The 22,349-nt window shown below is 72.5% G+C and carries 20 protein-coding genes; 15 read left to right on the top strand and 5 right to left on the bottom strand.

Going from position 1 to position 22,349, the window contains the following annotated elements; genetic code table 11:
* Positions 1–28 precede the first annotated feature (28 nt).
* The 6 genes from coaD to mutM all read left to right on the top strand — a co-directional run bounded on the left by coaD (position 29) and on the right by mutM (position 4,526).
* Positions 29–508 carry a pantetheine-phosphate adenylyltransferase gene (gene coaD, locus CP968_RS09835; RefSeq protein ID WP_189828964.1) on the top strand — a complete coding sequence of 160 codons (480 nt, stop codon included), beginning with the start codon at positions 29–31 and terminating at the stop codon, positions 506–508.
* 104 nt (positions 509–612) lie between these two features.
* Positions 613–1,704 carry a DivIVA domain-containing protein gene (locus CP968_RS09830; protein ID WP_150517646.1) on the top strand — a complete coding sequence of 364 codons (1,092 nt, stop codon included), beginning with the start codon at positions 613–615 and terminating at the stop codon, positions 1,702–1,704.
* Positions 1,705–1,773: 69 nt separating this feature from the next.
* Entirely contained in the window at positions 1,774–2,484 is a 711-nt protein-coding gene (locus CP968_RS09825; protein WP_150517645.1) for a YceD family protein, read from the top strand.
* 2 nt (positions 2,485–2,486) lie between these two features.
* Positions 2,487–2,660: a 50S ribosomal protein L32 gene (gene rpmF / locus CP968_RS09820; RefSeq protein ID WP_003965982.1), complete on the top strand. Its 174-nt coding sequence runs from the start codon at positions 2,487–2,489 to the stop codon at positions 2,658–2,660.
* A gap of 19 nt (positions 2,661–2,679) precedes the next feature.
* Positions 2,680–3,534 (top strand): ribonuclease III, encoded by an 855-nt coding sequence (gene rnc, locus CP968_RS09815; protein WP_150517644.1) that lies wholly within the window; start codon positions 2,680–2,682, stop codon positions 3,532–3,534.
* A gap of 131 nt (positions 3,535–3,665) precedes the next feature.
* Positions 3,666–4,526, top strand: coding sequence for a bifunctional DNA-formamidopyrimidine glycosylase/DNA-(apurinic or apyrimidinic site) lyase (gene mutM, locus CP968_RS09810; protein ID WP_150517643.1), 861 nt, complete (start codon positions 3,666–3,668; stop codon positions 4,524–4,526).
* Here mutM and CP968_RS09805 read toward each other — a convergent pair.
* Positions 4,499–4,906, bottom strand: a complete 408-nt coding sequence (locus CP968_RS09805; RefSeq protein WP_150517642.1) for a winged helix-turn-helix transcriptional regulator — start codon at positions 4,904–4,906, stop codon at positions 4,499–4,501. The genes mutM and CP968_RS09805 overlap by 28 nt on opposite strands.
* 126 nt (positions 4,907–5,032) lie before the next feature.
* Between CP968_RS09805 and CP968_RS09800 the strand changes: the two genes are divergently transcribed.
* Positions 5,033–5,668: a flavodoxin family protein gene (locus CP968_RS09800; protein ID WP_150517641.1), complete on the top strand. Its 636-nt coding sequence runs from the start codon at positions 5,033–5,035 to the stop codon at positions 5,666–5,668.
* A 27-nt stretch (positions 5,669–5,695) separates the two neighbouring features.
* Here the strand turns inward: CP968_RS09800 and CP968_RS09795 are convergent, their stop codons facing one another.
* Positions 5,696–6,733 carry a CAP domain-containing protein gene (locus tag CP968_RS09795; protein ID WP_150517640.1) on the bottom strand — a complete coding sequence of 346 codons (1,038 nt, stop codon included), beginning with the start codon at positions 6,731–6,733 and terminating at the stop codon, positions 5,696–5,698.
* A 138-nt stretch (positions 6,734–6,871) separates the two neighbouring features.
* Between CP968_RS09795 and CP968_RS09790 the strand changes: the two genes are divergently transcribed.
* The 4 genes from CP968_RS09790 to CP968_RS09775 all read left to right on the top strand — a co-directional run bounded on the left by CP968_RS09790 (position 6,872) and on the right by CP968_RS09775 (position 13,771).
* Complete coding sequence (locus tag CP968_RS09790) at positions 6,872–7,153, top strand: acylphosphatase (protein WP_150517639.1); 282 nt, start codon at positions 6,872–6,874, stop codon at positions 7,151–7,153.
* A gap of 349 nt (positions 7,154–7,502) precedes the next feature.
* Entirely contained in the window at positions 7,503–7,721 is a 219-nt protein-coding gene (locus tag CP968_RS09785) for a hypothetical protein (RefSeq protein WP_030032603.1), read from the top strand.
* A gap of 183 nt (positions 7,722–7,904) precedes the next feature.
* Positions 7,905–12,107 carry a chromosome segregation SMC family protein gene (locus tag CP968_RS09780; protein WP_150517638.1) on the top strand — a complete coding sequence of 1,401 codons (4,203 nt, stop codon included), beginning with the start codon at positions 7,905–7,907 and terminating at the stop codon, positions 12,105–12,107.
* A gap of 230 nt (positions 12,108–12,337) precedes the next feature.
* The gene (locus tag CP968_RS09775; protein ID WP_150517637.1) at positions 12,338–13,771 is read left to right on the top strand and encodes a sugar porter family MFS transporter; all 1,434 of its coding nucleotides are present in this window, start codon (positions 12,338–12,340) and stop codon (positions 13,769–13,771) included.
* Between the two features lie 40 nt (positions 13,772–13,811).
* Here CP968_RS09775 and CP968_RS09770 read toward each other — a convergent pair whose 3' ends face one another.
* Together CP968_RS09770 and CP968_RS09765 are read right to left on the bottom strand one after the other, a co-directional pair.
* Positions 13,812–14,798: an LLM class flavin-dependent oxidoreductase gene (locus CP968_RS09770; RefSeq protein WP_150517636.1), complete on the bottom strand. Its 987-nt coding sequence runs from the start codon at positions 14,796–14,798 to the stop codon at positions 13,812–13,814.
* A 60-nt stretch (positions 14,799–14,858) separates the two neighbouring features.
* Entirely contained in the window at positions 14,859–16,310 is a 1,452-nt protein-coding gene (locus CP968_RS09765; protein WP_150517635.1) for a cytosine permease, read from the bottom strand.
* 140 nt (positions 16,311–16,450) lie between these two features.
* Between CP968_RS09765 and ftsY the strand changes: the two genes are divergently transcribed.
* On the top strand, positions 16,451–17,671 hold the full coding sequence (gene ftsY / locus CP968_RS09760) for a signal recognition particle-docking protein FtsY (RefSeq protein WP_150517634.1): 1,221 nt from the start codon (positions 16,451–16,453) through the stop codon (positions 17,669–17,671).
* A 101-nt stretch (positions 17,672–17,772) separates the two neighbouring features.
* On the opposite strand, the gene CP968_RS09755 is transcribed toward ftsY, so the two are convergent.
* On the bottom strand, positions 17,773–18,441 hold the full coding sequence (locus CP968_RS09755; protein ID WP_150517633.1) for a bifunctional DNA primase/polymerase: 669 nt from the start codon (positions 18,439–18,441) through the stop codon (positions 17,773–17,775).
* A 407-nt stretch (positions 18,442–18,848) separates the two neighbouring features.
* Here CP968_RS09755 and nsdA point away from each other — a divergent pair, with 407 nt between their 5' ends.
* From nsdA to CP968_RS09740, 3 genes are all read left to right on the top strand, one after another.
* The gene (gene nsdA, locus CP968_RS09750; protein WP_150517632.1) at positions 18,849–20,339 is read left to right on the top strand and encodes a transcriptional repressor NsdA; all 1,491 of its coding nucleotides are present in this window, start codon (positions 18,849–18,851) and stop codon (positions 20,337–20,339) included.
* A 328-nt stretch (positions 20,340–20,667) separates the two neighbouring features.
* The gene (locus CP968_RS09745; RefSeq protein WP_150517631.1) at positions 20,668–22,008 is read left to right on the top strand and encodes an ammonium transporter; all 1,341 of its coding nucleotides are present in this window, start codon (positions 20,668–20,670) and stop codon (positions 22,006–22,008) included.
* Positions 22,005–22,343, top strand: coding sequence for a P-II family nitrogen regulator (locus CP968_RS09740; RefSeq protein WP_150517630.1), 339 nt, complete (start codon positions 22,005–22,007; stop codon positions 22,341–22,343). The genes CP968_RS09745 and CP968_RS09740 overlap by 4 nt, the downstream gene beginning before the upstream one ends.
* The last annotated feature ends 6 nt before the right edge of the window (positions 22,344–22,349 follow it).

Raw genomic sequence — 22,349 nt, 5'->3', positions numbered from 1 at the left:
TCCCGCACCGGAGAGCGAGGGACTTCAGTTGCGCCGCGCCGTCTGTCCGGGGTCGTTCGACCCCATCACCAACGGGCACCTCGACATCATCGGCCGGGCCTCCCGGCTCTACGACGTGGTCCACGTCGCCGTGATGATCAACCAGTCCAAGCAGGGGCTGTTCACCGTCGAGGAACGGATCGAGCTGATCCGCGAGGCGACCTCCGACTACGGGAACATCCAGGTCGAGTCCTTCCACGGCCTCCTCGTCGACTTCTGCAAGCAGCGCGACATCCCGGCCATCGTCAAGGGCCTGCGCGCCGTCAGCGACTTCGACTACGAGCTCCAGATGGCCCAGATGAACATGGGGCTGTCGGGCGTCGAGACCCTCTTCGTACCGACCAACCCCACCTACAGCTTCCTGTCGTCCTCCCTGGTCAAGGAGGTCGCGACCTGGGGCGGCGACGTGGCCCACCTGCTCCCGGCCCACGTGCACGCCGCCCTGCTGGAACGGCTGCGCGACCGCTGACCGGCTGACGGTCCGTCAGGCGGTGTCGGGGCCGGGCCCGGTGGCCTTACAGTCGATGCCGTCCGACTCGGGAACCGCCCGAGGCCGAGAGAGTGCGAGCCCCCATGGACGTGCAGAAGAAGCTCGACGAGATCGTCGCGGCCGTCGGCGGCGCCCGCTCCATGCCCATGTCGACCTCCTGCGTGATCAACCGGGCCGATCTCCTCGCCCGGCTCGAAGAGGTCCGCAAGGCCCTCCCCGGCTCGCTCGCCCAGGCCCAGGAGCTCATCGGCGGCCGGGAGCAGATGGTCGAGGAGGCGCGCCGCGAGGCGGAGCGGATCATCGAGTCCGCGCACAGCCGGCGCGGTTCGCTGGTCTCCGACACCGAGGTCGCGCGGCGCTCGCAGGCCGAGGCGGACCGCATCCTGGACGAGGCCCGGCGCGAGGCCGAGGAGATCCGCGCCGAGGCGGACGACTACGTCGACAGCAAGCTGGCCAACTTCGAGGTCGTGCTCGGCAAGACCATCGGCTCCGTGGACCGCGGCCGGGAGAAGCTGCTGGGGCGCGGACCGGGACTCGACGACCACGGCCACCCGGACGCCGAGGCGCCCGAGCGCAGCCACGACCCCGAGACGCAGCGGCAGCAGGCGGACGCCTACGTGGACGCCAAGCTGGCCACCTTCGAGGCGGTGCTCTCCAAGACCCTGGAGGCCGTGGGCAGGGGCCGGCAGAAGCTGCTGGGCCGGGTGCCGACGGACGACCTCGGCGCGCACATGGCCGCCCAGGACGCGGCGGGCGGCCGGCCCTCCCGCTCCGCGAGCGACGCGGACTTCCTGGCGGGCCTGGCGGAACCGGACCCGGTGGCCGCCCGGCAGCAGCCGTCGCCCCCCGCCCGGGTCCAGCCGGAGCCCGTCTACGACGCGTACGCCGGGCAGTACGCGGGGCAGCCCGCCGTCCCGCAGCAGGACGCGTACGGCTACCAGGACCCGTACGGCGGCTACCAGCAGCAGCCGGACCCCTACGGCGCCTACCCGCAGCAGCCCGACCCCTACGCCGGCTACCAGCAGCAGCCGCAGGACCACCAGCAGCACCAGCCCCGGCAGCAGCCGCAGGAGCAGCACCAGCCGCAGCAGCAGCCCGCGCTCGACGAGACCAGCCTGTTCGACACGAGCATGATCAACCTGGACCAGCTGCGCCAGTACGAGCAGGGCCGCTAGGGCCGGATTGGGCTCAGGGCGAAGCGCCGGGTATCCTGGCTCTTCGGTCGCGCGTATGCACCGCGATCCATGCTGCCCTTGAGTGGCGGAATTCTTGATCTTCGGCAATTCGTGAAAGCAGGAACGGCCCTGAATACCCGCCTCGACCACCGCAACCCCCTCGTGTTCGACACGCACGAGCTGGGTCGGCGTCCTGGTGCCATGCAGCGGCTGTCCCGCGAGATCGAAGCACCGGCGGACCTCGGTCTCGCCGGGGTCATCGGAGTGCCGGAAGGCGCCCCGCTGAAGCTCAAGCTCCGTCTGGAGTCGGTCATGGAAGGGGTGCTCGTCACAGGCACCGCCCGTGCGTCGGCCGTGGGGGAGTGCGTAAGGTGTCTGGAGTCCGTCGAGCGCGAGCTCAAGGCGGACTTCCAGGAGATGTTCTCGTACCCTGACGCCGACGACCGGACCCGCCCCAAGGCGGAGCCGGCCGACGACGCCGAGGACGACGAGGACACGCTCTTCCTCGAGGACGGCTTGTTCGACCTCGAACCCGTGCTGCGCGACGTGGTGGTGCTCGCACTGCCGCTGCAGCCGGTGTGCCGGGAGGACTGTCTCGGACTGTGCCCCGATTGCGGGCTCAGCCTGAACGACGACCCGGACCACCACCATGATGCCGTCGACATCCGTTGGGCGGCATTGCAGGAACTCGTCGTGACCGATCAGGACGGCGAGAAGGACAACATGAGCGGCACTGCATCTGACGGAGTTCAGAGCGCCGCCGAGAAGCAGGAGAAGTAGCCGTGGCTGTTCCGAAGCGGAAGATGTCGCGCAGCAACACGCGCCACCGCCGGTCGCAGTGGAAGGCTGCGGTCCCCACCCTGGTTTCGTGCGAGCGTTGCCAGGAGCCGAAGCTCCAGCACATTGCGTGCCCGAGCTGCGGCACCTACAACAAGCGCCAGGTCCTCGAGGTCTGAGCGGCTGGTGAGAGGCGCAATGTCTGAGCTGTCCAACGCTGAGAAGCAGGCAGACAGTAACAACGCGGCCTCGTCCCACACGCTTCTGGAAGGGCGGCTCGGGTACCAACTCGAGTCCGCCCTTCTGGTGCGTGCGCTGACCCACCGCTCGTACGCGTACGAGAACGGCGGTCTGCCCACCAACGAACGGCTGGAGTTCCTCGGGGACTCCGTGCTGGGCCTGGTGGTCACGGACACGCTGTACACGACCCACCCGGACCTCCCCGAAGGCCAGCTGGCCAAACTTCGGGCCGCGGTGGTCAACTCGCGCGCACTGGCGGAGGTCGGGCGCGGCCTCGAACTCGGCTCCTTCATCCGGCTCGGCCGGGGCGAAGAGGGCACGGGCGGCCGGGACAAGGCCTCCATCCTCGCCGACACCCTTGAAGCGGTGATCGGCGCGGTCTACCTCGATCAGGGCCTCGACGCGGCCTCGGAGCTGGTCCACCGGCTCTTCGACCCGCTCATCGAGAAGTCCTCCAACCTCGGGGCCGGCCTGGACTGGAAGACCAGTCTCCAGGAGCTCACGGCGGCAGAAGGCCTCGGTGTGCCGGAATACCTGGTCACCGAGACCGGTCCGGACCACGAGAAGACCTTCACAGCTGCCGCTCGCGTCGGTGGTGTCTCGTACGGCACCGGCACCGGCCGCAGCAAGAAGGAAGCGGAACAGCAGGCCGCGGAATCCGCCTGGCGCGGGATCCGCGCCAAGGCGGACGAGCGGATCGCGGCGGAAGCCGCGGCCGCCTCGGCCCCCGTGGCGGCGGTGACGGCTCCGGCCGACGCCGTGGCGGAGGAGGGCGGGGCGCCGGCCCCGGCCGACCCGACGCCGAGCGCCTGACCCTTCCTTCGGGAATTCCCCGCCCCGCCCCCTGCTCGCAGGGGGCGGGGCGGACCCGTTTCGGGGGGCCGGGGCGGGGCCGGTAGGCTCGGCGGCAGCGCCCAGAACCGTGCCGTCCCGGAGGAGAAGCCGTGCCCGAGCTGCCCGAGGTCGAAGTCGTGCGGCGGGGGCTGGAGCGCTGGGTCGCGGGGCGGACCGTGGAGTCCGTCGAGGTCCTGCACCCGCGCGCGGTGCGCCGGCACCCGGGCGGCGGCGCGGACTTCGCGGCGCGGCTGGGCGGCCGCACCCTCGGGGTGCCGCAGCGCCGCGGCAAGTACCTGTGGCTGCCGCTGGAGGGGCGCGACCTGTCCGTGCTCGGGCACCTCGGGATGAGCGGGCAGCTGCTCGTACAGCCGCAGGACTCCCCGGACGAGAAGCACCTGCGCGTCCGGGTGCGCTTCGACGACGACCTCGGCACCGAACTGCGCTTCGTCGACCAGCGCACCTTCGGCGGGCTCTCGCTGCACGAGAACACCCCCGACGGACTGCCCGACGTCATCGCCCACATCGCCCGCGACCCGCTGGACCCCCTGTTCGACGAGGGCGCCTACCACCTCGCGCTGCGCGCCAGGCGGACCACCCTCAAGCGGGCGCTACTGGACCAGTCGCTGATCAGCGGGGTCGGCAACATCTACGCCGACGAGGCGCTGTGGCGCGCCCGGCTGCACTACGAGCGCCCCACCGCCACGCTCGCGCGCCCGCGGAGCGCGGAACTCCTCGGCCACGTCCGGGACGTCATGAACGCCGCGCTCGCGGTCGGCGGCACCAGCTTCGACAGCCTCTACGTCAACGTGAACGGCGAGTCGGGCTACTTCGACCGCTCGCTGGACGCCTACGGCCGCGAGGACGAGCCCTGCCGCCGCTGCGGCACCCCGATGCGGCGCCGGCCGTGGATGAACCGGTCCAGCTACTTCTGCCCGCGCTGTCAGCGCCCGGCGCGCGTCGCGTCGTAGGCGCCCCGGGCGGTCAGGACCTGCGCCATGCTGCCCTCCACGCAGTGGATGAGGGCGAGCAGCCGGTCCGCGACCTCGATGCCGAGCGGGGTCAGTTCGTAGTCGACGCGCGGCGGGTTCGTCGGCTGCGCCTCGCGGTGGACGATGCCGTCGCGCTCCAGCGCGTGCAGGGTCTGCGAGAGCATCTTCTCGCTCACGCCCTCGACGCGCCGGCGCAGCTCGTTGAAGCGGCAGGGCCCTTCCCGCAGCGCCCCGACGGTCAGGCTGCCCCAGCGGCCGGTGACGTGCTCCAGGGTCTCCCGGGACGGGCACGCGCGCGCGAACACGTCGAACGGCAGGTCTGATCCGGCGGCTTCGGTACGGGCGGCTGCTGTCTCCATGCGTAGAGCCTACCTCCAGGTAGCGCTAACTGTACGCTTGCGCTTTCTAAAAGTAAGTGATTCTCTTCTGTTCGTCGCCGCGCACCTCCGCGGGGCGGCGCAGCCGGACCGACCGAGGAGACCGCCTTGTCCGCCACCACCCCCGCCCCCGTCGTCGCGATCGCCTACCACTCCGGGTACGGCCACACCGCCGTCGTCGCCGAGGCGGTCCGCCGCGGCGCCGCCGAAGCCGGGGCCGTCGTGCACCTGATCAAGGTGGACGAGATCGACGACGCCCGGTGGGAGCTGCTCGACGCGTCCGACGCGATCGTCTTCGGCTCCCCGACCTACATGGGCACCGCCTCCGGCGCCTTCCACGTCTTCGCCGAGGCCACCTCGAAGCGCTGGTTCGGGGACGTCTGGCAGGACAAGGTGGCCGCGGGCTTCACGAACTCGGGCTCGAAGAGCGGCGACAAGCTGCACACCCTGCAGTTCTTCCAGACGCTGGCCGCGCAGCACGGCATGAGCTGGGTCAACCTGGGTCTCAAGCCGGGCTGGAACTCCACCGCCGGGTCGGAGAACGACCTCAACCGCCTCGGCTTCTTCGCCGGCGCCGCCGCACAGACCAACTCCGACGAGGGCCCGGAAGGCGTCCACGCGGCGGACATCGCCACGGCCGAGCACCTGGGCCGCCGGGTCGCCGAGCACACCCGCGTCGTGGTGGCGGGCCGCGCGGCCCTGGCGGGCGCCGGCCTCGCGGACGCGGCGCTCGTCTCCGCCTGAGCCGGGCGGCGGGCGCACCCGCCGCGACTAGAAGCCGAAGTCCTGCGTCCACCAGGGGCCGCCGGCGGCGAAGTGGACGCCCACGCCCAGGGTGCGGAACTCGCAGTTCAGGATGTTCGCCTTGTGGCCGGGGCTGTTCATCCAGGCGTTCATGACCGAAGCGGCGTCGCCCTGGCCGCGGGCGATGTTCTCGCCGCCGAGGCCCGCGATGCCGGCCTGGGCGGCCCGGTCCCAGGGGGTCTTCCCGTCGGGATCGGTGTGGTCGAAGAAGCCGCGTACGGCCATGTCCTTGCTGAAGGCTCCGGCCAGCGCGGCGAGCGGCGGGTTGGCCCGGACCGGGCCGCATCCGGCCATCGCGCGCTCCTGGTTCACCAGGGCCACCACGGCCGCCTCCTCGGCGGAGCGGTCGCCCCCGGCCGGGGCCGACGGCGAGGGCTCGGGCTTCGGCTTGGGCGGGGCCGGGGGAGCGGGCTTGGAGGGCGCCGGCTTCGGGGGAGCGGGCTTCGCGGGGGTCGGCTTCGCGGGGGCCGGTTTCGCAGGAGTCGGCTTCGCGGGGGCCGGGGCGGCGGTCTTCTCCGGGACCCGCGCCGACGGGGCCGCGCTGGACGGCGCCGGCGCCGGGACGGGAGCCGCGGCCGGCGGACCGCTCGGCTCCGAAGGAGCGGGAGCCGGTGCGGACGGTGCGGCAGGCGCTGTGGCGGACTCCGATGCGGACGGGCTCGGGGTGACCGACGGGGTGGGAGAGGCCGACGGGGCGCCGGAGGGGCCGGCGCCCGTACCGGTGCCCGCGGAGGCGCGGCCGTTGAGGTTGGCGAGGCCGCCCTGCCGGTCCGGCGCTCCGTCGGAGGACGGCGGCGAGGAGCCGGCCTCGGCGCCGGTGCGCGCCGAGCCGTCCCGGGAGTCGACGCCCACGTAGGGGAAGGAACTGCCGACCGGCACGAAGCCCGTGGTGACGGCGGCCGCGCCCAGGGCGACGGCCACCGAGACGCCCAGCAGGCCGGTGCGCACGGCGGTGCGGCGCTTGCCACCGCTGCGCGGCGCGGCGTGGAGTCCGGGGCGTCCCATCGGCGGCGTGCCCTTCCTTACCAGATAAAAGATCATCTTTCACTCACCCGAACGGATGAGTTCATTGCTGCGCGACTGTACGCCATGGGGCCAGGGGGCGATGAGGGGCGAAAGTGTTTGCCCGGTTAGCGTTCACGCATGAATGAAGACGTCCGGCTGACCGCCTGGGTGCGCGGCCGTGTGCAGGGAGTGGGCTTCCGCTGGTTCACCAGGGCCAATGCCCTGGAGATCGGGGGAGTGGTCGGCTTCGCGCTCAACCTCGACGACGGCCGGGTGCAGGTGGTGGCCGAAGGGCAACGTGAGAATTGCCACCGGCTCCTCGACTGGCTCCGCTCCGCCGACACGCCCGGCCGGGTGGACGGGGTGACGGAGATCTGGAGCACACCGCGGGGCGGCTACGACGGGTTCGCGATCAGATGACCGATCGGCCGATCATGCACTGATCACATTCCACGGCCACCCGTACACCCCCGGAACTGCGCGTTCTTCCCCGAGCCGTTGCCGACGCGGCTGTTCCGTGGAAGGCTCGGAGGCGAGGATGATCTCCGGATCCCTTGCGAGGACCGGGCCGCCCGCCGATACGGGGCGTGATCGTGTTGACCGTCAAACTTTTTGGTGAGACGCTGGAAGCCCCGCGCACCTGAGCTGTTTGGCAGTGTTGACAGTAGTAAGCGCAGTGACTGTCAGTCGCTGCCGGACATCCGCGGGTGCGATTCCCTCACGACCCACACCGCTTCGGTCGGTCACTCAGTGTGGAGGACCATCCATCATGGCAAAGGCGCTTCTCGGTTACGTCGGCGGTTCCGATCCGCGACTCCTCGCCGAGATGCGACGGCTTCAGCAGCGCGTCCAGGACCTGGAGTCCGAGCTCGTACGGATTCAGTCCGAGAACGACGCACTGAACGCGGCCGCCGCTCAGCACGACGGAGACTCGCTGCTCGACAGCATCGACATCGACGTACCCCAGGCGGAGCCTGCGCTCACCTGATCCGGGTTCGCTCGTCGCCGGACTCCGGCCCCGCTTGATCTGCAAGGGACGCTTCGGCGTCCCTTCTTTCTTTCCCACCCTGTTCCGCACACCTTCCACCACCCCCTTCCCGTACGCCGCGCGCGCCCGTCCCACCCGCTCCTTCGTGGGTGAAACCGGACGCGAAAGGTAGAGTCCGGCGGCGTGCACCTCAAGTCCCTGACCCTGCGCGGCTTCAAATCGTTTGCTTCCGCCACCACCCTGCGGTTCGAGCCGGGCATCACCTGCGTGGTGGGCCCGAACGGCTCCGGCAAGTCCAACGTGGTGGACGCGCTGTCCTGGGTCATGGGCGAACAGGGCGCCAAATCCCTGCGCGGCGGGAAGATGGAGGACGTCATCTTCGCGGGCACGACCGGGCGTCCGCCGCTCGGCCGCGCCGAGGTGTCCCTGACGATCGACAACTCCGACGGCGCCCTGCCCATCGAGTACGCGGAAGTCACCCTCACCCGGATCATGTTCCGGGGCGGCAGCAGCGAGTACCAGATCAACGGCGACACCTGCCGGCTGCTCGACATCCAGGAACTGCTCTCGGACTCCGGCATCGGCCGCGAGATGCACGTCATCGTCGGCCAGGGCCAGCTGGACTCGGTCCTGCACGCCGACCCCATGGGCCGGCGCGCCTTCATCGAAGAGGCGGCCGGCGTCCTGAAGCACCGCAAGCGCAAGGAGAAGGCGCTGCGGAAACTGGACGCCATGCAGGCCAACCTCGCCCGCGTCCAGGACCTCGGCGAGGAGCTGCGCAGACAGCTCAAGCCGCTCGGCCGGCAGGCGGCGGTGGCCCGGCGGGCCGCCGTCATCCAGGCGGACCTGCGCGACGCCCGGCTGCGGCTGCTCGCCGACGACCTGGTCGCGCTGCGCGGGGCGCTCGACGCCGAACTCGCCGACGAGGCCGCGCTGAGGGAGCGCAAGGAGGCCGCCGAGGCGCGCCTCGCGGGCGCGCTGCGGCGCGAGGCGGAGCTGGAGGAGGCCGTACGGGAGCTGGCGCCGCGGCTGACCCTCGCCCAGCGGACCTGGCACGAGCTGTCCCAGCTCGCCGAACGGGTCCGCGGCACCGCCTCCCTGGCCGACGCCCGGGTCCGCAGCGCCACGGCCCCGGTGGAGGAGGAGCGGCGCGGCCGCGATCCCGAGGACATGGAGAAGGAGGCCGCGCGCGTCCGCGAGCAGGAGGCCGAGCTGACGGCTGCCCTGGAAGCGGCCTCGCGCGCGCTGGAGGACACCGCCGGGCACCGGGCGGAGCTGGAACGGGCCCTGGCCGAGGAGGAACGCCGGCTGCGGGACGCGGCGCGCGCCATCGCCGACCGGCGCGAGGGGCTGGCCCGGCTGACCGGCCGGCTGGGCGCGGCCCGGACGCGGGCCGGCTCGGCCCAGTCCGAGATCGACCGGCTGGTCGCCGCGCGCGACGAGGCCGGGCACCGTGCGGTGGCCGCGCGGGAGGAGTACGAGGCGCTGGCGGAGGAGGTCGGCGGCCTCGACGACCCGTCGGTGGAGGAGGAGTACGGGGCGGCCCGGGCCGAGCTGGCCGCCGCGGAGGCGGGACTGTCCGCCGCGCGCGACGCGGTGACGGAGGCCGAACGGTCGCGGGCGGCGGTGTCGGCGCGACGGGACGCGCTGGCGCTCGGGCTGCGCCGCAAGGACGGTACGGGTGCGCTGCTCGCGGCGCGGGAACGGCTGGCCGGACTGCTGGGTCCGGCGGCGGAGCGGCTCTCGGTCACCCCCGGGTACGAGGTCGCGGTGGCCGCGGCGCTGGGCTCGGCGGCGGACGCGGTGTCGGTGGCCTCCCCGGGGGCGGCCGCGGCGGCGATCCGGCACCTCCGGTCCGGGGACGCGGGCCGCGCGACCCTGCTGATCACCCCGCCGGCCGCCGCGCGGGCGGCCTCGGAGGCCGCCGGGGCCCGGGCCGCGGCGGACGTCCTGCCCGCGGACCCGGCGGGGGCGGCTGCTCCGGCGATCCGGCCGGGGGCGGACGCGGGCCCCGCGGACCGGTGGCCCGAGGCCGCGTCGGCTGCCGGGGCCGCGGACCCGTCGGAGGCGTCCGCGTACGCTCCGGGCCCGCTCCCCGAGACCCCGTCCGGTGCCGGGCCCGGGGGACGGCTCCCCGGAGGGCCGGGGGTGCCCGGCGGGACCGGGGTCCCCTCCGGGCCGGTTCCGGCCGGGGGCGCGGGGCACGTTCCCGGGCAGGGCGCGGTGCCGGTTCCCGGGGCTGCCGGTGCGGAGCCGGGCGGGGCCGACGCGGTCGCCGGTGTACCCCGTTCGGCCCCGGGCGGGGACCGGGATCGCGTACCGGGCGTGCCCGGTCAGGGGCCGGAGGGCGGCCCTGCCGAGGTGCCGGCACGGGAGGCCGCGCCCGCGCCGGCGGCCACGGCCCGGGTCCGCCCGGACGGGGCCGTACCGGCGGCCGGCGCCGACGCGGCCGCCGGCGGGCGCGGGCAGACGGGCACGACCCCCGGCGGGGTACCGGCACCCGCCGGGCACCTCCGCCGGGACGGGTCCGAGGCGCCCGAACCGTACCCGGCCGCACCGCGGCCCGGCGGCGCCGGAGGCGGTGTCGCGGTGGCCGCCGTCGGGCTCGTGCACGGGGACGCGGCGGTCGTACGGGCCGCGGCCTGGGTGCTGCGGGACCACGTCGTGGTCGGCGGCCTCGCCGAGGCGGAGGCGCTCGTGGCGCGCAGCCCCGGCGTGGTGGCCGTCACCGTGGAGGGCGACGTGCTCGGCGCCCACCTCGCGCACGGCGGCTCGGCCGGAGCGCCCAGCCTGATCGAGGTCCGGTCGGCCGTCGACGAGGCGGCGGCGGAGCTGGACCGCCTGGACGGGCGGTGCCGCGCACTGGCCCGGGCCCAGGAGGCCGCCCGGGAACGCCGCCGCGTCGCCGCCGACCTCGTGGAGGAACTCGCCGAGCGGCGCCGGGCGGGGGAGCGGGCGCGGGCCGGGGTGGCCCAGCAGCTCGGGCGCCTCGCCGGACAGGCGAAGGGGGCCGAGGGGGAGGCCGAGCGCAGCTCCACCGCCGCGGCCAAGGCCCAGGACGCGCTGGAACAGGCGCTGCTGGAGGTGGAGGAGTGCGCGGAGCGGCTGGCGACGGCCGAGGAGATGCCGGTGGAGGACGAGCCGGACACCTCCCACCGGGACCGGCTCGCGGCCGACGGGGCCAACGCGCGGCAGACCGAGATGGAGGCCCGGCTCCAGCTCAGGACGCACGAGGAAAGGGTCAAGGCGCTGGCCGGCCGGGCCGATTCGCTCGACCGCGGCGCCCGCGCGGAACGGGAGGCCCGGACCCGGGCCGAGCGGCGCCGGGCCCGGCGCCGTCACGAGGCCGAGGTGGCCCGGGCCGTGGCCGACGGAGCCCGGCAACTGCTCGCCCACGTGGAGGTGTCGCTGCTCCGCGCGCAGGAGGAGCGCGCCGGGGCCGAACACGCCAAGGGCCTGCGCGAGCGCGAGCTCGCCGGGGCCCGCGGCAGTGGCCGCGACCTGAAGGGGGAGCTCGACAAGCTCACCGACTCCGTCCACCGGGGCGAAGTGCTCGGCGCCGAGAAGCGGCTGCGCATCGAGCAGGTGGAGGCCAGGGCGCTGGAGGAGTTCGGGATGGACGCCGGGGGGCTCGTCGGCGAGTACGGGCCCGACCAGCCGGTGCCCCCGTCCCCGCCGGCGGACGGCGAGGAGCTGCCCGAGGACCCGGGGCACCCCCGCAACCGGCCGGGCCCGTTCGTCCGCGTGCAGCAGGAGAAGCGGCTGGCGTCGGCCGAACGCGCCTACCAGCAGCTCGGCAAGGTGAATCCGCTCGCGCTGGAGGAGTTCGCGGCCCTCGAAGAACGCCACCGGTTCCTGAGCGAGCAGCTGGAGGACCTGCGCAAGACCCGCGCCGACCTCCTTCAGGTCGTGAAGGAGGTGGACCAGCGGGTGGAGCAGGTCTTCACCGAGGCGTACCACGACACCGCCCGGCAGTTCGAGGGGGTGTTCTCGCGGCTGTTCCCGGGCGGCGAGGGCCGGCTGGTCCTGACGGACCCGGACAACATGCTGACCACCGGCATCGACGTCGAGGCCCGGCCGCCGGGCAAGAAGGTCAAGCGGCTCTCGCTGCTGTCCGGCGGCGAGCGGTCGCTGACGGCCGTGGCCCTGCTGGTCTCCATCTTCAAGGCCAGGCCCAGCCCGTTCTACGTGATGGACGAGGTCGAGGCCGCGCTCGACGACACCAACCTGCAGCGGCTGATCCGCATCATGGAAGAGCTCCAGGAGAGCTCCCAGCTGATCGTCATCACCCATCAGAAGCGCACGATGGAGGTCGCGGACGCCCTCTACGGGGTCTCGATGCAGGGCGACGGGGTGTCCAAGGTCATCAGTCAGCGGCTCCGCTGAGCCTTCGCGTTCAGGTTGTGTTCAGAATCTGAACGCATTGCCTGGCATTCGAGGAGGTCGAGCCGCTTTCCCCCCGGTGTTGACTTCATGAAGTGAAGTCTTAGGCTCTGCTGTGCCGTGTTCCGGCTTCAGGTGGTGGCGAGCGGTTTACTGTGCGCCACTAGAGGAACACGAGCACCGACGAGAACCCCCACATCGCCCGCCGTCGGCGCCGGGCCCAGGAGCGCACCTTGACCAGCACAGCGAACGCACCAGCGTCAGGCGGCGGTGGCCGCGCGGCAGCGCCCGAACACCTCGGGCACGTCATCTTCATCACCGCCGCCGCGGCCATGGGCGGCTTCCTCTTCGGCTACGACAGCTCCGTCATCAACGGCGCGGTCGAGGCCATCCGGGACCGCTTCGACGTCGGCTCCGGGACACTCGCCCAGGTGATCGCCGCCGCGCTGATCGGCTGCGCCTTCGGCGCCGCGACCGCCGGCCGCATCGCCGACCGGATCGGCCGCATCCGCTGCATGCAGATCGCCGCCGTCCTCTTCGCCGCCAGCGCGATCGGCTCGGCCCTCCCGTTCGCCCTCTGGGACCTCGCCATGTGGCGCGTCATCGGCGGCTTCGGCATCGGCATGGCCTCGGTCATCGGCCCGGCCTACATCGCCGAGGTCTCCCCGCCCGCCTACCGCGGCCGGCTCGCCTCCTTCCAGCAGGCCGCGATCGTCATCGGCATCGCCGTCTCGCAGCTGGTCAACTGGGGCATCCTCAACCTCGCCGACGGCGACCAGCGCGGCAAGCTCGGCGGCCTCGAAGCCTGGCAGTGGATGCTCGGCGTGATGGTCATCCCGGCCGTGCTCTACGGCCTGCTGTCCTTCGCGATCCCCGAGTCCCCGCGCTTCCTCGTCTCGGTCGGCCGTACGGAGAAGGCAAAAACGGTTCTGCGCGAGGTGGAGGGCGATCGCATCGACGCCGACGCCCGCGTACAGGAGATCGACCGCGCCATCCACTCCGAGGTGAAGTCGACCTTCAAGGACCTGCTCGGCGGCCGCTTCGGCTTCCTGCCGATCGTCTGGATCGGCATCGGCCTCTCCGTCTTCCAGCAGCTCGTCGGCATCAACGTGATCTTCTACTACAGCGCCTCCCTGTGGCAGTCGGTCGGCATCGACGCGAGCTCCTCGTTCCTGTACTCCTTCGAGACCTCGGTCGTGAACATCATCGGTACGGTGATCGCGATGCTGTTCGTCGACCGGATCGGCCGCAAGGCGCTCGCGCTCATCGGCTCCACCGGCATGGCGATCTCCCTCGGCCTCGCCGCCTGGGCCTTCTCCTACAAGGCCGGCGGCAGCGGCGACGTCGCGCTCCCGCACACCCAGGGCCTGGTGGCCCTCATCGCCGCCAACTGCTTCGTCCTCTTCTTCGCCCTGTCCTGGGGCGTGGTCGTCTGGGTCCTGCTCGGCGAGATGTTCCCGGGCCGCATCCGCGCCGCGGCCCTCGGCGTGGCCGCGGCCGCCCAGTGGATCGCCAACTGGGTCATCACCGTCTCCTTCCCGACGCTCTCGGACTGGAACCTGTCCGGCGCGTACATGATCTACGCGGTCTTCGCCGTGCTCTCCATCCCGTTCGTCGTCAAATGGGTGCCGGAGACCAAGGGGAAGTCCCTGGAGGAGATGGGCTAGCCACCCTCGCCCGCCCCGCTCCGACAGGTGCTGCCCCGGCTCATTCACCGAGCCGGGGCAGCACCTGTTCGCACAGCAGGTGCAGGCTGCGCCAGCCCTCGTCCACCGGCATCCCGCCGCACAGCGGGTGCAGCACCAGGTTCCCGGCCGCGCCGGCGCCCCGGGCGTGCGCGACCGCCTCGTCCGGGGTCAGCACCCGGTAGACGCCCTCCGCCCGCAGCTCGGCGACCGTGCGCGCGCCCGACCGCACGGCGCTGCGGATGTCCTTGGACTGCCAGGACGCGTACATCGCCGCCTCGTGCAGGAACCGCTCGCCGTGCTCGGCCCACACCCGGTCCGGGTCCTGAGCGATGTGCAGCAGCGGCGTCACGGCCGCCGGCATCATGCAGAACCCCTCCGTGCCGTACTCCGCCAGCTTCGCGGTGTAGTACGCCTCCAGCTCCGGCAGGTGCGCGCTCGGGAAGAACGGCAGCCCGAGCCGGGCCGCGCGCCGGGCCGCCGCCTCGGAGCTGCCGCCGACCAGCAGCAGCGGGTGCGGCCGGGTGAAGGGCCGCGGCGTCACCCGTACGGTCCGGCCGCGGAACGCGAACGGCTCACCCGTCCACGCCTTCAGCAGGGTCTCCAGCAGCTCGTCCTGGAGCCGGCCGCGGCGGCCCCACTCGACTCCGTGCTGCTCGTACTCCTCGGGCCGGTAGCCGATGCCCGCCACCGTCACCAGCCGGCCGCCGCTGAGCAGGTCGAGGACGGCGATGTCCTCGGCCACCTTCAGCGGGTCGTGGAGCGGGCCGATGATCGCCGAGACGGTCACCGCGATCCGGCGGGTGGCACCGAAGACGGCGCCCGCGAAGGCGAACGGCGACGGCATCCAGTTGTTGGCCGTGCCGTGGTGCTCCTCGGTCTGGACGGTGTCGATCCCGTGGTCGTCCGCGTAGCGGGCCATCTCCAGCGCCGCCCGGTAGCGGGCGGAGAGGGACTCGGGCGTGCCGTCGGGGTCGACGAGATTGAACCGGGCCACGGTGACGGGCATGGAGGGATCCCCCTTCGCCGGAGGTTGGGTGGGCGAAGGAGGACGTTAACTGACGCAGCGTCAGTTTGACAGGGTGTCGGCGAGCTCGCGCTCCCGCGGCGCGTCCGCCGCCGGCGCGGTGCGCGGCAGGACCCCGTACAGCACGGCGGAGGTCACGATGCCCGCCGCCCAGCCGAGGCCGTTCTGCCCGATCCAGGTGTCGGCGAGCGGCCCGGCGAACCAGTCGACCCGGGTGAACAGCACGCCCACGACCAGCGCGAGCGCCCACGCCGTCATCGCCTGCCAGGCGAAGCCGCCCCGGTACCAGTAGGCGCTGGTGCGGGTGGTGTCCAGCAGCGCGGCGCCGTCGTAGGACGTGCGGCGGAGCATGTCCACGCCGAAGACGCCGATCCAGGCGGAGAAGGCGACCGCGAGCAGGGTCAGGAAGGAGATGAACGAGCCGAAGAAGCTGGTCGCGACCACCATCAGCAGGAACCCGAAGACCAGGCTGATCACGGCGTTCACGCTGACGGCCCAGGCGCGCGGGACCTTGATGCCCAGGGTCTGCGCCGTGAAGCCCGCCGAGTACATGGACATCGAGTTGATCAGCAGCATGCCGAGGACCGCGATGACCAGGTACGGGACCGCGATCCAGATCGGGAGGAGCTCGCCGATGAAGGAGACCGGGTCCTGGGCGCTGGCCAGGTCCGGGGTGCCGACGGCCATGACCGCGCCCATCAGGACCATGGGCAGGACCACCACGCCGGCCCCGCCGATCGTCGCGCCGACCATGCCCTTGGCGGAGGCGGTGCGCGGCAGGTAGCGGGTGAAGTCGGGACCCGAGGGCACCCAGCTGATGCCGCCGGCCGCGATGGTGCCGATGCCCGCGATCATCATCGCGGTGGAGCCGGCCGGCTTGGCGAAGACCGCGGACCAGTCGGTGGTGAAGAGCAGGTACCCGAGGACGAGCACGCTGAAGGCGCCGAAGAGGTACGTGGACCAGGTGGAGCAGACGCGCAGCGCGTTGATGCCGAGGCCGGAGACCACGAAGGTGCAGCCCACGAAGAAGAGCAGCGTGACCACGATCAGCGGGGTGCTGCTCCGGATGCCGAAGAGCAGGTCCAGCACGGTCAGGACGGCGTAGGCGCCGCTGACCGCGTTGATGGTCTCCCAGCCCCAGCGGGCCACCCAGATCAGCGCGCCCGGGAAGAGGTTGCCGCGCTGGCCGAACACGGCGCGGGAGAGGGCCATGCCCGGGGCTCCGCCTCGCTTGCCCGCGATGGAGATCAGACCGACGATCCCGTACGAGAGGACCGGTGCGGCCACGGCCACCAGCAGGACCTGCCAGATGTTCAACTTGTTGAAGATCACCAGGCCGGCGCCCATGGTGAGCAGCAGCACGCTGATGTTGGCGGCGACCCAGGTGGGTACGAGCTCGCGGACCCGGCCGGTCCGCTCGCCGTCCGGTACGGGTTCCAGGCCGCGGGTCTCGATCGCGGTCTCTACGGCGCCGTCGGCGGGCTCGGCAGGCATGCGCTTCTCCGTGGGGGCAGGGGAGGGGAGTCGCTCATCATTGTAGATTTACCGCTAAAAGTACACATAGGTGCCTCGGACCTGGTGCAATCGTCCGACGTCCCGGGTTCCGGGCCCCCGTGGCCGATACTGGGGTGGTTATGGACATCCTCATCCTTGCTGTAGTCATCGCCCTGGTCGCGGTCGGCGCGATCAGCGGGCTCGTGGTCAGCAGCCGCAAGAAGAAGCAGCTGCCGCCCCCGGCACCGTCGAGCACGCCGACCATCACTGCCCCGCCCGCCGAACCCCAGGTGGGGGAGGACGCCGCACCCACGGCGCAAGAGCCGCGCCGCACCATCGAGGAGGTCACCCTCCCCGAGGCGCAGCCCACCGACTCCCCGGTCGCCGTCGAGGACCCGGTCGTGGAGGCTCCGGCCGCACCCGCGATCGAGGTGCCCGAGCCCACCGCCGGCCGCCTGGTGCGTCTGCGCGCCCGCCTCGCCCGGTCACAGAACACACTGGGCAAGGGGCTCCTCACGCTGCTCTCCCGCGAGCACCTCGACGAGGACACCTGGGAGGAGATCGAGGAGACCCTCCTCATCGCCGACGTCGGTGTCGTCCCCACCCAGGAACTGGTCGAGCGGCTCCGCGAGCGCGTCAAGGTCCTCGGCACCCGTACCCCCGCGGACCTGCGCGCCCTGCTGAAGGAGGAGCTGCTGACCCTGGTCGGCACCGACTTCGACCGCGCCGTCAAGACCGAGAGCGGCGTCGACACCCCCGCCGTCGTGATGGTCGTCGGCGTGAACGGCACCGGCAAGACCACCACCACGGGCAAGCTCGCCCGCGTCCTGGTCGCCGACGGCCGCAGCGTGGTGCTCGGCGCCGCCGACACCTTCCGCGCCGCCGCCGCCGACCAGCTCCAGACCTGGGGCGAACGGGTCGGCGCGCGCACCGTGCGCGGACCCGAGGGCGGTGACCCGGCCTCGATCGCCTACGACGCGGTCAAGGAGGGCATCGCCGAGGGCGCCGACGTGGTGCTCATCGACACCGCCGGCCGCCTGCACACCAAGACCGGTCTGATGGACGAGCTCGGCAAGGTCAAGCGCGTCGTGGAGAAGCACGGCCCGCTGGACGAGATCCTGCTGGTCCTGGACGCCACCACCGGACAGAACGGCCTGACCCAGGCCCGCGTCTTCGCCGAGGTGGTGGACATCACCGGCATCGTGCTCACCAAGCTCGACGGCACCGCCAAGGGCGGCATCGTCGTCGCCGTCCAGCGCGAGCTCGGTGTCCCGGTCAAGCTCATCGGCCTCGGCGAGGGCCCGGACGACCTGGCCCCCTTCGAGCCGGAAGCCTTCGTGGACGCCCTGATCGGCGACTGACCGGCCGCCCGTCCGCACGACGGCGCCCCCGCGCTCCCTCCGGAGGGAGCGCGGGGGCGCCGTCGTCCGCGTGGCCGTCCGCGCCGTCGTGCGGACGGGTGCTACGTGCGGAAGCGGTGGCAGAGGTAGGCCAGGGTGCCCAGCAGCAGCCGGGCCGCCGGCGGGCCGGCCGCGGAGTCGAGCGCGGGCGGCCGCAGCCACCGCACCGGGCCGAGCCCGCCGCGGTCGGAGGGCGGGGCGGTCACGTGGCACCCCTGGCCCAGCGCCCGCAGGTCCAGGTCCGCGTCGTCCCAGCCCATCCGGTACAGCAGCTGGGGCAGCCCGGCCGCGGCGCCGGGGGCCACGAAGAACTGGGCCCGGCCGTCGGGGGTCGCGGCGACGGGGCCCAGCGGCAGCCCCATCCGCTCCAGCCGGACCAGCGCCCGCCGCCCGGCCTCCTCCGCCACCTCGATGACGTCGAAGAGCCGACCCGCCGGGAGCAGCAGGGCCGCGCCCGGGTACTCGCCCCAGGCCGCGGTGACCTCGTCGAGGGTGGCGCCGGCCGGGACGGTGGGGGCGAAGGCCAGCGGGTGCGCCCCGGGCGCGGCGCACCCGGCGTCCCCGCAGGAGCAGTCGCGGCCGGGGGCCGCGGCACGGGCCCCGGGGACCACGTCCCAGCCCCACAGCCCGGTGTACTCCGCCACCGTCGTGCACTCCGAGGTCCGGCCGCGGCGCCGGACGCCGGAGCGGAATTCCCTGGTGCTTCGGCTGCCGCCGATCGTGAAGCCCATGCCCATGCCCCCTCCAACGGGTCGGACGCGCCGGTGGTTACGACGTCGGCGGGACCTGCTGCGGGAGGCCGGACGCACGCGTCCTGCCGGGGCCGCCCGGCGCGCTTTTCGCCGCGCACGCCCCTGACGCACTCCAGTCCAACCGATCGGTTTCGCCGTGGTGTCAAGTGAATCGCGCCTGGCGGGTGGCGAGTTCATTCGAAGGGGTGGCGAATGGTGGCGATTCAGTGGTCGACCTCGCCGGAGGGGTGATCGTAGGATTACTTTCGGTGCACGAACCCCGATGGCGGACCCGAGCGTGGGTATGCCGGAGGCAATGTGTGAAGGACCTGTGAAGGTCCATGGCGGCGGCCGCCGTCCCGGCCAGGGTTTCGTGTGGAAGATGCTGAGCGGATGGGGGCGTTCCAGTGAGCGGCAACGGCGCAAGCGGAACGGTCGAGGAGCCTGTTGCGCGCAACGAACAGCTGACCTCCTGGTTCGTCCGCAGCGGATGGTCCAAGGGCGAACTCGCCCGCCAGGTCAACCGCCGGGCCCGCCAGATGGGCGCGCACCACATCAGCACGGACACCTCGCGGGTCCGGCGCTGGCTCGACGGCGAACAGCCCCGCGAGCCCGTCCCGCGCATCCTGTCCGAGCTGTTCTCCGAACGCTTCGGCTCCGTCGTCGCCATCGAGCAGCTCGGCCTGCGCACGGCCCACCAGACGCCCTCCGTCTCCGGCGTCGACCTGCCGTGGGCCGGCCCGCAGACCGTCGAACTGCTCGGCGAGTTCTCCCGCAGCGACCTGATGCTCGCCCGCCGGGGGTTCCTCGGCACCTCGCTCGCGCTCTCCGCCGGACCCGCCCTGATCGAGCCCATGCAGCGCTGGCTCGTCCCCGTCCCGGCCGCCGATCCGGTACCGCGCGAGGCCGCCGCGGGCGGCGCCCCGGGCGGACACCGCCCGCCGCGGCTCTCCGCGCCCGAACTCGACCTGCTCGACGCCACGACCGTGATGTTCCGCCAGTGGGACGCGCAGTGCGGCGGCGGACTGCGCCGCAAGGCCGTCGTCGGCCAGCTCCACGAGGTCACCGACCTGCTCCAGGAGAGCCACCCGGCCCCGGTCATGAAGCGGCTCTTCAAGATCGCCGCCGAGCTCGCCGAGCTCGCCGGCTGGATGAGCTACGACATCGGCCTGCACCCCACCGCGCAGAAGTACTTCGTCCTCGCCCTGCACGCCGCCAAGGAGGGCGGGGACAAGCCGCTCGGCTCGTACATCCTCTCCAACATGAGCCGCCAGATGATCCACCTCGGCCGCCCCGAGGACGCCCTGGAACTCATCCACCTCGCCCAGTACGGCAGCCGCGACTGCGCCGGCCCGCGCACCCAGGCCATGCTGTATGCGATGGAGGCCCGCGCCTACGCCAACATGGGGCAGCCCAGCCGCTGCAAGCGGGCCGTGCGGATGGCCGAGGACACCTTCTCCGACGTCGGCTTCGGCGGCGAACCCGAGCCCGACTGGATCCGCTTCTTCTCCGAGGCCGAGCTCAACGGCGAGAACTCCCACTCCTACCGCGACCTCGCCTACGTCGCCGGGCGCAGCCCCACCTACGCCTCACTCGCCGAGCCCGTCATGGCACGAGCCGTCGAGCTCTTCGAGAAGGACGAGGAGCACCAGCGCTCCTACGCGCTCAACCTCATCGGCATGGCCACCGTCCACCTGCTCCAGCGCGAGCCGGAGCAGGCCGCCGCCCTCGTCGACCGGGCCCTGGACGTGGCGGGAAAGGTCCGCTCCGAGCGGGTCAACACCCGCCTGCGCAAGACCGTGGACACCGCGGCCCGCGAATACGGCGACGTCGCCGACGTGCTGCGGCTGACCGACCACCTCGCCTCCCGGCTCCCCGAAGCCGCCGAGGCCGTCTGACGGCCCCCAGGGCCGGCCCCCCCGAGGCACCGGCCGCGGCAGTCACCCCGTGAAGCCCGATCAGGCTCCCCCAGCCAGGACGTCCGGGTACCGCCGCGGCCGGCCCCCCGCCCGCACGACGCTCCGCAGTTCATCACCCCGTAACAGCACGGACGCCTTCGTCATCGGCGTGAAACACCCAGCGGCGCCGCCGGAAACCGGCCTGCGCGAATCTCAGGGCCAATAACCGGCCAGTCCCGGCCAGCCACCCCCACGAGGCCGGACCCCGACGCCGCTCAGGTTCTCACGATCGCCCGCACGCGAACGTACCGACGACGAGGAGACGCCGATGGCATCAGCCATCACGACCCTCGCGGCAGACGCCCCGACGCTGTCTGCCGCGAACACCGGGTTCATGCTCATCTGCTCCGCCCTGGTCATGCTGATGACCCCGGGGCTCGCCTTCTTCTACGGAGGCATGGTCCGCGTCAAGAGCAGCCTCAACATGCTGATGATGAGCTTCATCAGCCTCGGGATCGTCACGATCCTGTGGGTCCTCTACGGCTTCAGCCTCGCCTTCGGCACCGACTCCGGCTCCCTCATCGGCTGGAACTCCGACTACGTCGGCCTCAGCGGCATCGGCATCACCGAGCTGTGGGACGGCTACACCATCCCGGTCTACGTCTTCGCCGTCTTCCAGCTCATGTTCGCCGTCATCACCCCCGCCCTGATCAGCGGCGCCCTCGCCGACCGCGTCAAATTCAGCGCCTGGGCCCTGTTCACCGCCCTGTGGGTCACCGTCGTCTACTTCCCCGTCGCCCACTGGGTCTGGGGCGCCGGCGGCTGGCTCTTCGAACTCGGCGTCATCGACTTCGCCGGCGGCACCGCCGTCCACATCAACGCCGGCGCCGCCGCCCTCGGCGTGATCCTCGTCATCGGCAAGCGCGTCGGCTTCAAGAAGGACCCGATGCGCCCGCACAGCCTGCCGCTCGTGATGCTCGGCGCCGGCCTGCTGTGGTTCGGCTGGTTCGGCTTCAACGCCGGCTCCTGGCTCGGCAACGACGACGGCGTCGGAGCCGTCATGTTCGTCAACACCCAGGTCGCCACCGCCGCCGCCATGCTCGCCTGGCTCGCCTACGAGAAGCTGCGCCACGGCTCCTTCACCACCCTCGGCGCCGCCTCCGGCGCGGTCGCCGGACTCGTCGCCATCACCCCCTCCGGCGGAGCGGTCTCCCCGCTCGGCGCCATCGCCGTCGGCGCCATCGCCGGTGTGCTGTGCGCCATGGCCGTGGGCCTGAAGTACCGGTTCGGCTACGACGACTCCCTCGACGTCGTCGGCGTCCACCTCGTCGGCGGAGTCGCCGGCTCCCTCCTCGTCGGCCTCTTCGCCACCGGCGGGGTCCAGTCCGACGTCGCCGGCCTCTTCTACGGCGGCGGGTTCGCGCAACTCGGCAAGCAGGCCATCGGCGTCGCCGCCGTCCTGGCCTACTCTCTCGTGGCGTCCGCGCTGCTCGCCCTCCTGCTCGACAAGACGATCGGGATGCGCGTCGGCGAGGACGTCGAGGTCTCCGGCATCGACCGGGTCGAGCACGCCGAGACCGCGTACGACTTCAGCGGAGCCGGCGGAGGGACCACCTCGCGGAACACCGCCGCCACCGCCCCCGCCGCGAGCAAGAAGGTTGACGCATGAAGCTGATCACCGCGATCGTCAAGCCGCACAAGCTGGACGACGTCAAGGACGCCCTCCACACCTTCGGAGTGCAGGGACTCACGGTCACCGAGGCCAGCGGCTACGGCCGCCAGCGCGGCCACACCGAGGTCTACCGCGGCGCCGAGTACCAGGTCGACCTCGTACCCAAGATCCGCATCGAGGTCCTGACCGAGGACGACGACGCCGAGCAGCTCATCGAGGTCATCGTGAGCGCCGCCAGCACCGGGAAGATCGGCGACGGCAAGGTGTGGAGCATCCCCGTGGACTCGGTGGTCCGGGTCCGCACCGGCGAGCGCGGCGCTGACGCGCTCTAGGTGACG

The sequence above is a fragment of the Streptomyces subrutilus genome (assembly GCF_008704535.1).
Classification (GTDB): Bacteria; Actinomycetota; Actinomycetes; order Streptomycetales; family Streptomycetaceae; genus Streptomyces; species Streptomyces subrutilus.
This window is presented reverse-complemented; position numbering and strand designations above follow the sequence as displayed.